The 14,880-nt window shown below is 74.0% G+C and carries 12 protein-coding genes and 2 riboswitches; of the genes, 9 read left to right on the forward strand and 3 right to left on the reverse strand.

The window, feature by feature from the left end; genetic code table 11:
* The first annotated feature begins 5 nt into the window (after positions 1-5).
* The 9 genes from mmsB (at position 6) to ACIQWA_RS39435 (ending at position 10,463) form a co-directional block, all read left to right on the forward strand.
* Positions 6-857, forward strand: coding sequence for a 3-hydroxyisobutyrate dehydrogenase (gene mmsB / locus ACIQWA_RS39395; RefSeq protein ID WP_402491620.1), 852 nt, complete (start codon positions 6-8; stop codon positions 855-857).
* Positions 854-1,633, forward strand: a complete 780-nt coding sequence (locus ACIQWA_RS39400; protein WP_402491590.1) for an enoyl-CoA hydratase — start codon at positions 854-856, stop codon at positions 1,631-1,633. Before mmsB ends, ACIQWA_RS39400 begins: the two co-directional genes overlap by 4 nt.
* Positions 1,634-1,731: 98 nt before the next feature.
* Positions 1,732-1,872: riboswitch (cobalamin riboswitch) on the forward strand.
* Positions 1,873-1,969: 97 nt separating this feature from the next.
* Positions 1,970-3,037, forward strand: coding sequence for a peptidase (locus ACIQWA_RS39405; RefSeq protein WP_402491592.1), 1,068 nt, complete (start codon positions 1,970-1,972; stop codon positions 3,035-3,037).
* Positions 3,038-3,071: 34 nt separating this feature from the next.
* A complete protein-coding gene (locus ACIQWA_RS39410) occupies positions 3,072-3,551 on the forward strand; it encodes a flagellar hook-length control protein FliK (RefSeq protein WP_402491595.1) in 480 nt (159 codons plus the stop codon).
* A gap of 172 nt (positions 3,552-3,723) precedes the next feature.
* Positions 3,724-3,852, forward strand: a riboswitch (cobalamin riboswitch).
* A gap of 106 nt (positions 3,853-3,958) precedes the next feature.
* On the forward strand, positions 3,959-5,536 hold the full coding sequence (locus ACIQWA_RS39415; protein ID WP_402491598.1) for a prenyltransferase/squalene oxidase repeat-containing protein: 1,578 nt from the start codon (positions 3,959-3,961) through the stop codon (positions 5,534-5,536).
* Complete coding sequence (locus ACIQWA_RS39420; RefSeq protein ID WP_402491602.1) at positions 5,533-6,690, forward strand: hypothetical protein; 1,158 nt, start codon at positions 5,533-5,535, stop codon at positions 6,688-6,690. The genes ACIQWA_RS39415 and ACIQWA_RS39420 overlap by 4 nt, the downstream gene beginning before the upstream one ends.
* Positions 6,691-6,700: 10 nt before the next feature.
* Complete coding sequence (locus ACIQWA_RS39425; RefSeq protein ID WP_402491622.1) at positions 6,701-7,942, forward strand: CbiQ family ECF transporter T component; 1,242 nt, start codon at positions 6,701-6,703, stop codon at positions 7,940-7,942.
* Positions 7,939-9,618: an ABC transporter ATP-binding protein gene (locus ACIQWA_RS39430; protein WP_402491605.1), complete on the forward strand. Its 1,680-nt coding sequence runs from the start codon at positions 7,939-7,941 to the stop codon at positions 9,616-9,618. The genes ACIQWA_RS39425 and ACIQWA_RS39430 overlap by 4 nt, the downstream gene beginning before the upstream one ends.
* Positions 9,615-10,463: an ECF transporter S component gene (locus tag ACIQWA_RS39435; protein WP_402491609.1), complete on the forward strand. Its 849-nt coding sequence runs from the start codon at positions 9,615-9,617 to the stop codon at positions 10,461-10,463. The genes ACIQWA_RS39430 and ACIQWA_RS39435 overlap by 4 nt, the downstream gene beginning before the upstream one ends.
* Before the next feature lie 69 nt (positions 10,464-10,532).
* Here ACIQWA_RS39435 and ACIQWA_RS39440 read toward each other — a convergent pair whose 3' ends face one another.
* From ACIQWA_RS39440 to aceA, 3 genes are all read right to left on the reverse strand, one after another.
* Positions 10,533-11,399: a 3-hydroxybutyryl-CoA dehydrogenase gene (locus tag ACIQWA_RS39440; protein WP_402491611.1), complete on the reverse strand. Its 867-nt coding sequence runs from the start codon at positions 11,397-11,399 to the stop codon at positions 10,533-10,535.
* Between the two features lie 27 nt (positions 11,400-11,426).
* Positions 11,427-13,037, reverse strand: a complete 1,611-nt coding sequence (aceB, locus tag ACIQWA_RS39445) for a malate synthase A (RefSeq protein WP_402491614.1) — start codon at positions 13,035-13,037, stop codon at positions 11,427-11,429.
* A gap of 143 nt (positions 13,038-13,180) precedes the next feature.
* The gene (gene aceA / locus ACIQWA_RS39450) at positions 13,181-14,473 is read right to left on the reverse strand and encodes an isocitrate lyase (protein WP_402491617.1); all 1,293 of its coding nucleotides are present in this window, start codon (positions 14,471-14,473) and stop codon (positions 13,181-13,183) included.
* Positions 14,474-14,880 lie beyond the last annotated feature (407 nt).

Consider the following 14,880-nt stretch of genomic DNA (forward strand, 5'->3'; position numbering starts at 1 on the left):
GCAACATGGGCGGCCCGATGGCCGCCAACCTGGTCAGGGCCGGGCACCGGGTGACCGGCTACGACCTGGTGCCGGAGGCGCTGCGGCAGGCGGAGGAGGTGGGCGTCCGCCCGGCGCGGTCCGCGGCCGAGGCCGTCCGCGGGGCCGACGTCGTCATCAGCATGCTGCCGGCCGGCCGCCACGTCCTGGCCGCCTACGCGGAGCTGCTGCCCGCCGCCGGCCCGGGAACGCTCTTCGTCGACTGCTCCACGATCGACGTCGCGGATGCCAGGGCGGCGCACGAGCTCGCGGTGAACGCCGGGCACCGCGCGGTGGACGCGCCGGTCTCCGGCGGAGTGGTCGGTGCGACGGCCGCGAGCCTCACCTTCATGGTCGGCGCGGAGAAGGAGCACTTCGAGAGCGCCCGCCCGGTGCTGGAGGCGATGGGCCGCAAGGTGGTGCACTGCGGCGCGCCCGGTGCGGGGCAGGCGGCGAAGATCTGCAACAACATGATCCTCGGCATCTCGATGATCGCGGTCAGCGAGGCGTTCGTGCTCGGGGAGAGCCTGGGGCTCAGCCACCAGGCGCTGTTCGACGTCGCCTCGACGGCCTCCGGCCAGTGCTGGGCACTCACCAGCAACTGTCCGGTCCCCGGGCCGGTGCCGGCCAGTCCGGCGAACCGCGGGTACCCGGCCGGGTTCGCCGCCGCGCTGATGGCCAAGGACCTCGGACTGGCCGCCGGGGCCGCCGAGGCAGCGGGCCTGCCGACCGAACTCGGACGCAGGGCGGCGCAGCTGTACGCGGACTTCGCGGCGGCCGAGGGGGCAGGCCTGGACTTCTCGGCGATCATCACCACGTTGCGGGAGGGCGGCAAATGACCGAGACCTACGAGACGATCCTGGTCGAGCGCAAGGGACGGGTGGGGCTGATCACGCTCGACCGGCCGAAGGCGCTCAACGCGCTCAACACCCGCCTGATGAACGAAGTCGTCGCGGCCGCAACGGACTTCGACCGGGACCCGGACATCGGCTGCCTGCTGGTCACCGGCTCGGAGAAGGCCTTCGCGGCCGGCGCCGACATCAAGGAGATGCAGCCCCTCGAGTTCGTCGACGCCTACCTCGGTGACTGGTTCGCCGCCTGGGACCGCTTCGCCGCCCTGCGCAAGCCGGTGGTGGCCGCCGTCGCCGGCTACGCGCTGGGCGGGGGCTGCGAGTTGGCGATGATGTGCGACATCCTGCTGGCGGCGGACACCGCGAAGTTCGGACAGCCGGAGATCAAGCTCGGCGTCATCCCGGGCATCGGCGGCTCGCAGCGGCTCACCCGGGCGATCGGCAAGGCGAAGGCCATGGAGCTGTGTCTGACCGGCCGGACGATGGGCGCCGAGGAGGCCGAGCGGGCCGGACTGGTCTCCCGCATCGTCCCCGCCGACCGGCTGCCGGCCGAGGCCCTGGCCACCGCCGAGACCGTCGCGGCGATGTCCTCTCCGGCGGCGATCATGCTCAAGGAGGCCGTCAACCGGTCGTACGAGACGACGCTCGCCGAGGGCGTCCGCTTCGAACGCCGTCTCTTCCACGCCGTCTTCGCGACGGCTGATCAGAAGGAGGGCATGGCGGCGTTCGCGGAGAAGCGCCCGCCGGAGTTCCATCACCGGTGACGGCACTCGCGGTGCGCCGCCCCTCGTCCGGGGCGGCGCACCGCCCGTCGCCGGTGCCGCCGTGATGTGACGCACGATCCCTTGACCCAGTCTTTTCCGTTTCGCCATGATGAGCCGTCACGTTGTGACTCCGTCGACGGGGGAAGTCCGGTCCGAATCCGGCGCTGACCCGCAACGGTAGGCCGCCGACGGCATGTCGGCGGCGAGCCCGAGTACCCGTCGGCGGGGATGTGTCGTCCCTCCTCCCGTCGTGGTCTGCGGGCCGGAGCTCCGAGGGCTGCCCGGCGTGGTGCCGACGTCCCCCGGGCCCCTGCGTCCAGGCCCGGAAAGGCACCCATGCCCGCGCTCCGCCGCACCCTCGGTCTGCTCGCGATACCCGCCCTGGCGCTCGCCACCGCGCTCCCGGCGGCCACCGCCGCCCACGCCGACACCACATCCTCCCGGACCGTTCGTCCCGACGCCGCCGCGGGCGGCTGGCTGGCCCGCCAGCTGGTGGACGGCGACCACTTCGAGTCCGTCTTCAACGGCACCGCCTACCCCGACCAGGGCCTGACCGTCGACGCCGTGCTGGCCTTCGCCGCCTCGCACAGCTCCGACGAGGCCGCCGCGAAGGCCACCGCCTGGCTGGCGAAGCCCGAGATCATCTCCGGCTACCTCGGCGACGGCACCACCGAGGCCTACGCGGGCGCCACCGCGAAGCTGCTGCTCGCCGTCGAGGTGCGCGGAGCGGACCCGGCGTCCTTCGGCGGCGTCGACCTGCCGGCCCGGCTGCGCTCGCTGCAGACCGCCGAAGGACGGTTCTCCGACCGCTCGCAGTGGGGCGACTACAGCAACGCCTTCGGCCAGTCCCTCGCCCTGATCGCCCTGCACCGCTCCCCCGGCGGCGCCCCCGCCGCGGCCGTCGACTTCCTGGCGAACAGCCAGTGCGCGGACGGCGGTTACCCGGTCTCCTTCGGCCAGCCCACCTGCACCAGCGACCCCGACGCCACCGCGCTCGCCGCCCAGGCCCTCGCCGCCACCGGCCGTACCGCCAAGGCGGACGCCGGCCTCACCTGGCTCGCCGCCCACCAGAACGCCGACGGCGGCTTCGCGGCCGCCGGGGCGACCACCTCCAACGCCAACACCACGGGCCTGGCCACCGAGGCACTGCTCGCCGGTGGGCGCCTCGGCGCGGGCCTCAAGGGCTGGAGCCGGCTGGTGAAGTTCCAGCAGGGCTGCTCCGCCGACCCGGCGGTGCGCGGCGCGGTCGCCTACGACGCGTCGGGCTTCAACGCGGGCAACGGTGCCCGGGCCACCGCGCAGGCCGTCCTCGGCCTGGCGGGCGCCCCGCTGGCCGCCCTCTCCGCCGCCGGGGCCCGCCCCGACGCCCCCACCCTGGCCTGCCCGACCCCGGCCGCCCGCTGACACGTCCAGGCCTGATCCCACGAGGAGAGTTCCGATGACCGAAACCCTCACCCCGGCCCGCCCCGTCCGCCGGATGCTCGGGTCGATCGCCGCCGCGGCGGCCCTCACCGCCGGCCTGCTCGGCGTCTCCGCCGTCCAGGCCCCGCAGGCCCGAGCGGCGGCCTGCAGCGGAACCACCGGCGTCACCGTCGTGGTCGACTTCACCGCCGTCGGCGGCGGCATCGAGACCGGCTGCGCCCCCGGCGACCCCGCCAACGGGCTCGCCGCGCTCACCGGCGCCGGGTTCTCGTACGCCTTCCACCCGCGCTTCCCGGGCTTCGTCTGCAAGATCAACGCGCTGCCCGCCACCTGCACCAACCCGACCGGCAGCGCCTACTGGTCGTACTGGCACGCCCAGCACGGCGGGCCCTGGTCGTACAGCAACCTGGGCGCGGGCAGCTACGACCCGGCTCCCGGCGACGTCGAGGGCTGGTCCTTCGGTGCCGGCGCCCAGCCGGGCATCACGGCGCCCTGACACGTCAGCGAACCGGCGCCCCGTCCTCCGTGCGGAAGGGCCGGGCGCCGGTGCTCAGGGTCGGCCACCCTGCCCGGAGTTCCGGGTGTCCGCCCGCCCGTGCACCACCGCGAGGACCGGCCGACGAGGTGGTGTGAGCTACCTGACGATCCGTTGACTCCCTGTTGACCGGCGTGGTCTGATGAACCGGTTTTAGCCCTCGGCGTTCAGGGGAAGCCGGTCCGACTCCGGCGCTGACCCGCAACCGTAGGCCCACCTCGGTGGGTGAGCCGGAATGCCTGGACCGGGGGCCTGTACACACAGCACTTGCGTCGTCGCGGACTACGACGCAGCTCTTGACGGCCCGTGTCCCAAGGCGGCCGTCGGCTGCGCCATGGTCTCCTGCGTCGACCGACGAGGGAGTCGTCGTGAGGGTCAGCAGCAGTCGCACACGTCACACAAGCCGGGACCTCGCCTCCCTGGTGGTCGCCGGAACCGTCGCGGCCGCCGCCTGCGGAACGGTCCTGCTCGGACACCCCGGCACCGCCGCCGCCGACCCCATCCCGTCACCGACCCGGCCGCAGGCCGCCGCCGGCACCCGTCCCGACGGCGCCACCACGGCACCGGCACCGGCCCCGGCCGCCGGGCGCACCCCGGACCTGGGCAAGGGCAGCGCCTACCTGACCGGTCCGGCCCAGCTGATCGACGGTCACTACTACGAGGCCTTCCCGACCTTCGCCGACTTCGGCCTCACCATCGACGGGGCCTACGCCCTCGCGGCGACCGGTACCGATGACGCCGCGCTGCGCAGGATCGTCGACTTCCTGGACCAGCAGGGCAAGGACCCCAACGAGCGGACCGTCAACGACTGGACCGCCGTCGGCACCGAGTACGCGGACGGCGGCTCGATCGGCAAGGAGGCGCTGCTCGCCGAGATCGTCGGCCGCGACCCGCGGGCCTTCGGCGGCCACGACCTGATCGCCGCCCTGGACCAGGCCCTCTGTGCCAAGGCCGACCAGAACACCGGCTGCGCGGCACCCGGCAACTACACCTACGCGGCCTCGGTGTTCTCCCAGTCGCTGGGCGTCATCGCCCAGCTCCGGGCCGGGGACGCCACCAACGCCGCGCCCGCGATCGCCTATCTCAGGGGCCTCCAGCACCCGGACGGCTCCTGGCCGAGCCTGATCCCCGCCACCGGCGACTCCAACGTGGACAGCACCGCGATGGCCGTCATGGCCCTCGCCCTCGTCCCCGGCGACGAGGCGGCCCAGGCCGTCGACAAGGGGCTCACCTGGCTCGCCGCCCAGCAGCTGCCCGACGGCGGATTCCCCGGCGCAGCCGGCGACTCCACCAACTCGGCCGCCCTCGCCGTCCAGGGCATGACGCTGCGCAAGGCCGGCTACGGCGGGCAGATCGCGAAGGCGCTCGACTTCCTCGCCGGCCAGCAGAACGGCGACGGCGGGTTCAACGTCGCGTCCGCCGGGCAGCGGGGCTCGAACGTCCGCGCGTCCACCCAGGTGGTGGGCGGTGCCACCGGGATCTCCTTCGGCACGCTGTCCAGGAACCTCGAGGGCACGCCGACTCCGACGCCGACTCCGACGCCCACTCCGACCGGCACGCCGACGGGGACTCCGACCGGGACGCCCACCGGGACCCCCACCGGGACCCCCACTGGCACGCCCACTGGCACACCGACTGGCACGCCGAGCCCGACGGGTTCGCCCAGCTCCACCGGATCCGCTTCGCCCACCGCCGCTCCCGCCACCAGCGGCGGCCCGACCAACTCGCCGACTACCTGGCCGGCCGACGGCGTCGATGCGCCGGCCGGAGGCGGCGGTGCCCCCGCCGAGGGCGTGGCGGCGCGGACCGGGTCCGGCAGCCTGGCCAGCACGGGCACCCCGGCCCTGGCCCTGACGGCGGGAGCCGGTCTGCTGACCGCCCTCGGCGCCGCGGCCGTCATCCTCGCCCGTCGCCGCAACGCGGCCGCTCCGGGGCGTCACCGGTGAGCCGGGGACTCCGTGAGCGGCTCGCCCGGCTGCTCGGGGCGGCGGCGCTGACCTTCGCGCTCGCCTTCGGCGGCGTCGCCGTGGGCGCGGCCCCGGCTGCTGCGACGCCGCTGCCGATGGATCAGTGCACCACGACCTCCGGGGTCGTACTCGCGGTGGACTTCGGGAAGTGGGGCGGCCCGCTGCTGCGCTCCTGCGGCACCACCCCGACCACTGGCTACGCCCTGCTCAGCCAGGGCGGCTGGAAGACCACCGGCACCGGGCACGACGGTCCCGCGTTCATCTGCCGGATCGGCTACAGCGGTTTCCAGGGCGGCAAGCAGTACCCGACGCCGGACCAGGAGAAGTGCGTCCAGACACCCCCGACCACCGCCTACTGGTCGTACTGGCACGCCGATCCGGGCCAGAACACGTGGTCGTTCAGCCAGCTCGGCGCGATGCTGTACCAGCCGAAGCCCGGCAGCGTGGACCTGTGGATCTTCGGCGGTACGAACATCGAGGGCACCGAGGGGCGCCCGGCCTTCTCGCCGGACAGCGTCCGGGCGCACAACTCCAGCCCCGGTGGGCAGCCGACCGACCCCGGCGGCCAGGGCGCCACGGGCGGCTCCGGCGGCGCCTCAGGAGGCTCCGGAGGCTCCGGCGGCACGGGCGGTGCCTCGGGAGGGTCCGGCGGCAGTTCGACGGGTGCCACCGGCACGACCGGCGGCAGCGGCTCGAACGGCAGCACCGGCGGTACCGGAGGGGCGCGCACGACCGGCGGTAGCGGCACGAGCGGTGGCGCCGGAACCGGGCGGGCCCCGGCGCCCGCCAAACCGCCGGGGGCCGGCACCGCCGGCACCCCGCAGAACGGCATCACCCCGCCGGGCGCGGCCGAGCCCACACCGGAGCCCGGCACACCGGTGCCGGTCGAGCCGCCCAGCGCGGCGCCGACGGACACCCCGACCGGTCAGCCGACCCCCCAAGCGGCGGACGCCGCGGCCGCGCCGACGGCCACCCCCGCCGTACCGGGCGGAGTGGTGAACGCCGACCCGGTGGCGGACGCACCGCAGGACTCCGGCTCGATGCTCCCCGCCGTACTCGGAACCGTCCTCGTCCTGCTGCTCGGTGCGGCCACCGTGGTCGCCGCGCGCCGCCGACGGCGCCGGGCGGAGTGATCCGGTGACCGTGCTCGACAGGCGCGACACGGCCTCCCCGCCCCGCGTCCCCGGCCTGGGTGCGGGGGGCCGGCGCAGTCCGCGGAACCTGCATCCGCTGGCCTGGTGGACGTGGGCGCTGGCGCTGGCGACCGCGGCCAGCCGCACCACCAACCCGCTGCTGCTCCTGCTCGTCCTCGCCGTGCTCGGCTACGTGGTCACCGCCCGCCGCACCGAAGCCCCGTGGGCGCGTGGGTTCACCTACTACCTGTGGGTGGCCCTGACCGTGGTGGCGATCCGGGTGGTCTTCCGGTGCGTCTTCGCCACCGGCATCACCCCGCACGACCACCTGCTCTTCTCCCTGCCGCACATCCCCACCCCGGCCTGGTACGCGGGCATTCAGCTGGGCGGCCCGGTCTCGCTGGAGGCCACGCTCTCGGCGGCCTTCGACGGGCTGCGGCTGGCGTGCCTGATCTGCTGCATCGGCGCGGCGAACACCCTGGCCAACCCCAAGCGTGCCCTGCGGGTGCTGCCCGGGGCGCTGTACGAGCTCGGCGTCGCCGTCACGGTGTCGCTGAGCGTCGCGCCACAGTTGGTTCAGAGCGTCCAACGCGTCGCCCGGGCACGGCGGTTGCGCGCCGGGCAGCGCAAGGGCGTCCGCGCGTTGCGCGGCATCGTGGTGCCGGTCCTGGAGGACGCGCTGGAACGCTCGCTCAGCCTGGCCGCCGCGATGGACTCGCGCGGCTACGGGCGCTCCGGCACCGCCTCCCGGCGTTCCCGCCGGCTCACCGGCGCGCTGATGCTGCTCGGCATGTGCGGCCTGTGCGCCGGGGTGTACGGGCTGCTCGACGGTACGGCCCCCGCCGCGCTCGGTCTGCCCGCCTTCCTCGCGGGTGCCGTCCTCTGCGTGGCGGGCCTCGTCCTCGGCGGGCGGCGGGTGCGGCGCACCACCTACCGGCCGGACCGCTGGCGGGCCGCCGAATGGGCGGTCGCCGGCTGCGGGGTGACCGCCGCCGTCCTGCTGTTCGCCACGGTGGGCTACGACGCCACCGACCTCAACCCCTCGCTCTACCCGCTGACCTGGCCGGCGCTGCCGCTCGTCCCGGTCCTCGCCCTGCTGCTGGCGGGCGCTGCCGGGATCGTCTCCCCGCCGCCCGGCCGTACGCCCGAACGGGCCACCGACACCGCCACCGCCACCGACGCCCGCCGAAGCAGTACCGGCGTCAGTAGTGGCGTCAGCACCGACCGCACGACCTCCGAGGTGAGCACGTGATCCAATTCGACCGGGTCAGCGTGGTGTACGACGGCGAGACCACGCCCGTCCTGCGCGACGTCGACCTGCACATCCCGGAGGGCGAGCTCTGCCTCGTGGTCGGCCGCACCGGCGTCGGCAAGTCCACCCTGCTCGGCGCCGTCAACGGCCTGGTGCCGCACTTCACCGGCGGCACCCTGCGCGGCCGGGTCACCGTGGACGGCCGTGACACCGCCCACCACCCGCCGCGTGAACTCGCCGACGTGGTCGGCGTGGTGGGCCAGGACCCGCTGGCCGGCTTCACCACCGACACGGTGGAGGAGGAACTGGCCTACGTCATGGAGCAGTTGGCGATCCCGCCGGAGGTCATGCGCAAGCGCGTCGAGGAGACCCTCGACCTGCTCGGCCTGGCCGACCTGCGCCACCGCGCCCTGTACGAGCTCTCCGGCGGCCAGCAGCAGCGCGTCGCCATCGGCTCGGTGCTCACCGCGCACCCCCGCGTCCTGGTCCTGGACGAGCCGACCTCCGCGCTCGACCCGACCGCCGCCGAGGAGGTGATCGCCGCGATCACCCGGCTCGTCCACGACCTCGGCGTCACCGTCCTGCTGGCCGAGCACCGCCTGGAACGCGTCGTCCAGTACGCCGACCGGGTCGCCTACCTGCCCGGCGACGGTACCGTCGTGCACGGGCCGCCCGCCGAGGTCTTCCGGACCACCTCGATCGCGCCGCCCGTCGTCGAACTCGGCCGCCTGGCCGGCTGGGAGCCCCTGCCGCTGTCCGTCCGCGACGCCCGCCGAGCCGCCGCACCGCTGCGGGAACGCCTGGCCGCACACCCGGCACCGGCAGCGCGTCACGCACCGGCTCCGCGTCACGCACCGGCACCGCGTCACGCACCAGCGGCCGGGGAGACCGTGCTGTCCGCCGAGCGGGTCGTGGTGCGCTACGGGCCGGTGGCCGCCGTCCGTGAGGTCGGGCTGGAGCTGCGGGCGGGCGAGGTCACCGCGCTGATGGGCCGCAACGGCTCCGGCAAGTCCTCGCTGCTGTGGGCCCTCCAGGGCTCCGGCGCCCGCCAGGGCGGCAGCGTGCAGGTCACCGGCGCCGACGGCGGCCCGGCCAAGGACCCCAAGCGCCTCCCCGCGGCTCAGGCCCGGCACCTGGTCGGGCTCGTCCCGCAGACCCCCACCGACCTGCTGTACCTGGAGACGGTCGCCCAGGAGCTCGCCCAGAGCGACCTGGAGGCCCGCCACACCGCCGGGCCGACCGCACGGCGGATCCTCGACCGCCTCGCCCCCGGGATCCCCGACGACACCCACCCCCGGGACCTCTCCGAGGGGCAGCAGCTGGCACTCGTCCTGGCGATCCAACTGGCCGCCGCACCAAGGGTCGTGCTGCTGGACGAACCCACCCGGGGGCTCGACTACCACGCGAAGGAAGCACTCACCGGCATCGTGGACGCCCTCGCCGCCGAAGGCCGTACGGTCGTCGTCTCCACCCACGACGTCGAGTTCGTGGCCTCCGCCGCCGACCGCGTGGTCGTCATGGCCGAGGGCGAGATCGTCGCGGACGGCCCCACCGCCGAGGTCATCGTCGCCTCGCCCACCTTCGCCCCGCAGACCGCCAAGATCCTCGCCCCACTGGACTACCTGACGATCCGGCAGGTGGCCGAGGCCCTCGCGGTGCCGGAGGCCGCCCGATGACCGCCGTCCGCATCCCCGGCCGGGCCCGCGTCGTCGTCGCCCTGGCCGCCTTCATCGGCCTGGTCGCCTTCACCTGGCCGTTCGTCGTCGCCCCGGGGACGTTCGGCTCCTCCTACGCCCCGCCCCTGATCTTCGGCGCGCTGCTCGTCCTGGTCCTCGCCGTCGTCATCGCCGAGATCTCGGCCGGCGGCATCGACGCCAAGGCCCTCGCCATGCTCGGTGTCCTCTCGGCCGTCAACGCCGGACTCCGACCGCTCGGCGCCGGCACCGCGGGGGTGGAGACCGTCTTCTTCATCCTCGTCCTCGCCGGCCGCGTCTTCGGCCCCGGCTTCGGCTTCACCCTCGGGTGCACCTCGCTCTTCGCCTCCGCCCTGCTCACCGGCGGGGTCGGCCCCTGGATGCCCTACCAGATGTTCGGCTGCGCCTTCGTCGGCCTGCTCGCCGGGCTGCTCCCGCCGGCCCGGCGCCGCTGGGAGGTGCCGATGCTGGCCGCCTACGGGGCCTTCTCCGGCTACCTGTTCGGGTTCCTGCTCAACCTCTCCTTCTGGCCGTTCTCGACCGACCCGAACAGCTCCATCGCCTACCTCCCCGGCCTGCCCTTCACCGAGCAGTGGCACCGCTACCTGCTCTTCGACCTCGCCACCTCGCTCGGCTGGGACACCGGCCGCGCCGTCACCACCTTCACCGCCGTGCTCGTCGTCGGACCGGCCGTGCTGACCGTCTTCCGCCGCGCGGCGCGGCGCGCCAACTTCGAGCCCACGGTGCGTTTCGAGGCCACGGACGACTCCGCCGCCCCACCCGCCCGAGCACACGCCACGCGGCCGGCCGGAGCGGCGCCCTCCTGATTCCGAAAGGTCCACCATCGTGCTCGCCGGTGACGCTGGGCCGATGGCGGCGGGTCGGCGGATGGGCCGTCAGGCCGCTCGGTGGACGTGGAACCCGCGGCCGCTCTTGCGGCCGAGCAGGCCGGCCTCAACCATGCGGGAGAGCAGCGGTGGCGGGGCGTACAGCGGCTCCTTGTACTCCTCGTACAGGGAGCGGGCGATGGCCTCGACGGTGTCCAGGCCGATGAGGTCGGCGAGTTGGAGCGGGCCCATCGGGTGGGCACAGCCGTGGACCATGCCGGCGTCGATGTCCTCCGGGGTGGCGTGGCCGGCCTCGGCCATCCGGATCGCGGAGAGCAGGTAGGGCACGAGCAGGGAGTTGACGACGAAGCCGGCCCGGTCGCGGGAGCGGATGACGCGTTTGCCGAGGGCGTCCCGGGTGAAGGCCTCCACCCGCTCCAGCACGGTCCGGTCGGTGTGCAGCGAGGAGACCAGCTCCACCAGCGGCATCACCGGGGCGGGGTTGAAGAAGTGCAGGCCGAGGACGTGCGAGGCGCGGGTGGTGGCGATGCCCAGTCGGGTGACGGGGATGGCGGAGGTGTTGGTGGCCAGGACGGCGTCCTCGGCGACGAGGACCTTGTCCAGGGTCGTGAGCACGTCGGTCTTCACCGCCTCCTCCTCGACGACGGCCTCGACCACCAGCTGGCGGTCGGCGAGCGCCTCCAGGTCGTCGGCGAACAGCAGGTGCGCCCAGATGTCCTCACGGTCGCTCGGGTCGATGCGGCCGCGGTCGACGGCGCGGTGCAGGGAACGGTCGATGCGGCTGCGGGCGGCCCGCAGCGCGGCGGGGTCCTTCTCGCAGACGATGGTGTCCAGGCCGGCGCGGGCGAAGACCTCGGCGATGCCGGAGCCCATCTGCCCGGCACCGACGACGGCGACCCGTCGGATCGCGTTCATTGGCTGCCTCCGTGGTGGGCGGGCGGTTCAGGCCGTGGTGCGGACGCGGACGAGGTGGCGGGCGTAGGCCTCGGTGGTGAGGAAGGCGGGGAGGTCCTCCCCGAGGGAGGTCTCCGTGAGGATCCGCACGGCGTGGTCGACCAGTGCGGGGTCGGATCCCTCGGCGAGCAGCACGGTCCGCTCGCGGTCGATCAGCCGGTGCACCAGGTCGGGGGTGGCGAGCGAGCCGCCGGTGAGGCGGGTGCAGTGGTGCTGCCACTGCCAGAGCTGGCAGCGGGCGATCTCGGCAGTGGCGACGTCCTCCATCAGCCCGAACACGGCGACAGCCCCGGAGCCGCCGAGCCAGGCGGTGAGGTAGCGAAGCGCGATGGCGACGTTGGAGCGCAGGCCCTGCTCGGTGGGCAGGCCGGCGGTGAGCCGCTGGACGCCCAGCAGGTCGGCGGCGGTGACCTCGACGTCCTCGCGGGTGCGGTCGAGCTGGTTGGGGCGCTCGCCGAGGACCGCGTCGAAGGCGGTGCGGCAGGTGTCGACCAGGCCGGGGTGGGCGACCCAGGAGCCGTCGAAGCCGTCCCCGGCCTCGCGCTCCTTGTCGGCCCGGACCCTCGTCAGCGCCACTTCGTTGGCCGCCGGGTCGCGCTGCGGGATGGCGGCGGCCATACCGCCGATGGCATGGGCGCCGCGCCGGTGGCAGGTGCGCACCAGCAGGTCGGTGTAGGCGCGCATGAACGGCTGGGTCATGGTCAGCGTGGCGCGGTCCGGCAGGACGAAGCGCGGACCGTGCTGGGCGAAGCTCTTGATCAGGCTGAACAGGTAGTCCCAGCGGCCCGCGTTGAGGCCGGCCGCGTGCTCGCGCAGCTCGTAGAGGATCTCGTCCATCTCGAACGCGGCGGTGATGGTCTCGATCAGGACGGTGGCGCGGATCGTCCCGTGCGGGATGCCCAACTCGTACTGGGCGAAAGTGAAGACCTCGTTCCACAGCCGGGCTTCGCGGTGGTTCTCCAGTTTGGGCAGGTAGAAGTACGGGCCGGAGCCGGCCGCGATCTGCCGACGGCCGCAGTGGAAGAGGTACAGGCCGAAGTCGACCAGGGCGCCGACGGCCGGGCGGCCGTCGATCGCGAGGTGCTGCTCGTCGAGGTGCCAGCCGCGCGGGCGGACCACGATGGTGGCCGGGGCGTCCCCGATGCGGTACCGCCTGCCCTCCGGGGTGCTGTCGTCGATCCGGCGCTCGATCGCGTCGACCAGGTTGAGCTGACCGGAGACGAGGTTGTGCCAGGTCGGCGAGGTGGCGTCCTCGAAGTCGGCCAGCCACACCTTCGCGCCGGAGTTGAGGGCGTTGACGGTCATCCGGCGCTCGGGCGGGCCGGTGATCTCCACCCGGCGGTCGTGCAGGCCCGGCCCGGCGCCGGCCACCCGCCAGCTGGGGTCCTCGCGGACGGCGCGGGTCTCCGGGAGGAAGTCCAGGCTGCCGCCGGCCGACAGCACGGCGGTACGGCGCTCGCGCTCGGCGAGCAGCTCGGCGCGGCGCCCGGCGAACCGGTCGTGCAGACGGGCGAGGAAGGCGAGTGCCTCGGGGGTGAGGATCTCGTCGAAGCGGTCCTCGTGCTCGCCGAGGACCTCGATACGGCTGGGCTGGCTCATCCGGTTCTCCAGGAGGCAGGTGGAAGGCGCCCGGGGCCTCGTCCCTCAACGAGGCCCCGGGCGGCGGGGTGGAAGGCGGGCTCGTCCCCAACGAGACCGCCGGGGTGGCTCAGTGGTGGTTCAGGTCCCGGCCTGGCGGTGGCTCAGTGGAACTGCTCGGACTCGGTGGAGCCGGTCAGCGCGAGGGTCTCGGCGTTCGGGTTGAGCGCGGTGGAGACCAGGTCGAAGTAGCCGGTGCCGACCTCGCGCTGGTGCTTCACCGCGGTGTAGCCGTCCGGCACGGCTGCGAACTCGGCCTCCTGCAGGTCGACGTAGGCGGTCATGCCGTGCTCGGCGTAGCCGCGCGCCAGCTGGAACATCGAGTGGTTCAGAGCGTGGAAGCCGGCCAGCGTGATGAACTGGAAGCGGTAGCCCATCGCGCCCAACTCCCGCTGGAACTTGGCGATCTGGTCGTCGTCCAGCGCGGCCTTCCAGTTGAAGGACGGCGAGCAGTTGTAGGCGAGCATCTTGTCCGGGTACTCGGCCTTGAGCGCCTCGGCGAACTCCCGGGCCTGGGCGAGGTCCGGGGTGCCGGTCTCCACCCAGATCAGGTCCGCGTACGGGGCGAAGGCGAGGCCGCGGGAGATCACCGGCGCCATGCCGGGCTCGACCCGGTAGAAGCCCTCGGCGGTGCGCTCACCGGTGCAGAACCGGGCGTCGCGCTCGTCCACGTCACTGGTCAGCAGGTTGGCGGCGAGCGCGTCGGTGCGGGCCACGACGAGCGTCGGCACGTCGGCGATGTCGGCGGCCAGCCGGGCGGAGTTGAGGGTGCGGATGTGCTGGGCGGTGGGGACGAGCACCTTGCCGCCGAGGTGGCCGCACTTCTTCTCGGAAGCCAGCTGGTCCTCGTAGTGGATGCCCGCCGCGCCGGCCGCGATCATGCCCTTGGTGAGCTCGAAGGCGTTCAGCGGGCCGCCGAAGCCCGCCTCGGCGTCGGCCACGATCGGCACCAGCCAGTCCGGGCCGTCGTTGCCCTCGGCGGCGTCGATCCCGTCCGCCCGCAGCAGCGCGTTGTTGATCCGACGCACCACCTGCGGAACCGAGTTGGCGGGGTACAGGCTCTGGTCCGGGTAGGTCTGGCCGGCCTGGTTGGCGTCGGCCGCGACCTGCCAGCCGGACAGGTAGATCGCCTGCAGCCCGGCCTTCACCATCTGCACGGCCTGCCCACCGGTGAGGGCGCCGAGGGCGTGGATGTAGTCCTGCTCGTGCAGCTGCCGCCAGAGCCGCTCGGCGCCGCGCCGGGCCAGCGTGTGCTCCTCGCGGACGGTACCGGACAGCCGGGCGACGTCGGCCGCCGTGTACGTGCGCTCGATGCCCGCCCAGCGGGGGTCGGAGGCCCACCGGGCGGCGAGCTCCGCCGCGCGCTGCTCCTGCTGCTGCCGAACCGGCTGAGTCATGGGTCTGCTCCCCAGGGGTGCTCGTTGCGAAGGATGTTTGCGAAGGATGTGACGCACCTCACCGCGAGGGCGAGTGGGCGGCCGGGTGGCGCCGGGCGGCGGTGGAACACCGCAGGACGTGGACGCCCGGACAGCACCCCGGGCCGCGACCGACCTGGAGTTCTTGCTGCTGTCCTGCGCACCTCCCGGCCGCACCACCGACTCTGGCAGCTCGCGAACCCGGCGTCACCGGTGGACCGCTGCCAACTTCCGCGAAGGATCCCCGGCGAATCCGCGAAGGTTGCGACGACCGGACGGTGGCTCTTCCGGCTAGGGCGTGTCTTGTGGATCAGGTCGGACCAGACCGCGGCGTCAGGGTGCGTGCATCGCAAGGCGGAGGAGGGAGTCCATGCGGTGGGGGCACCTCC

The organism is Kitasatospora sp. NPDC098652, assembly GCF_044760155.1.
In the GTDB taxonomy this organism is placed as follows: domain Bacteria; phylum Actinomycetota; class Actinomycetes; order Streptomycetales; family Streptomycetaceae; genus Kitasatospora.

What these genes read in the sequence shown, in the direction of transcription:
- mmsB (WP_402491620.1), top strand. Translation starts at nt 6, where the DNA reads ATGGGCGGCCCGATGGCCGCCAACCTGGTCAGGGCCGGGCACCGGGTG.
- ACIQWA_RS39435 (WP_402491609.1), top strand. Translation starts at nt 9,615, where the DNA reads ATGACCGCCGTCCGCATCCCCGGCCGGGCCCGCGTCGTCGTCGCCCTG.
- ACIQWA_RS39440 (WP_402491611.1), bottom strand. Translation starts at nt 11,399, where the DNA reads ATGAACGCGATCCGACGGGTCGCCGTCGTCGGTGCCGGGCAGATGGGC.
- ACIQWA_RS39405 (WP_402491592.1), top strand. Translation starts at nt 1,970, where the DNA reads ATGCCCGCGCTCCGCCGCACCCTCGGTCTGCTCGCGATACCCGCCCTG.
- aceB (WP_402491614.1), bottom strand. Translation starts at nt 13,037, where the DNA reads ATGAGCCAGCCCAGCCGTATCGAGGTCCTCGGCGAGCACGAGGACCGC.
- ACIQWA_RS39410 (WP_402491595.1), top strand. Translation starts at nt 3,072, where the DNA reads ATGACCGAAACCCTCACCCCGGCCCGCCCCGTCCGCCGGATGCTCGGG.
- aceA (WP_402491617.1), bottom strand. Translation starts at nt 14,473, where the DNA reads ATGACTCAGCCGGTTCGGCAGCAGCAGGAGCAGCGCGCGGCGGAGCTC.
- ACIQWA_RS39400 (WP_402491590.1), top strand. Translation starts at nt 854, where the DNA reads ATGACCGAGACCTACGAGACGATCCTGGTCGAGCGCAAGGGACGGGTG.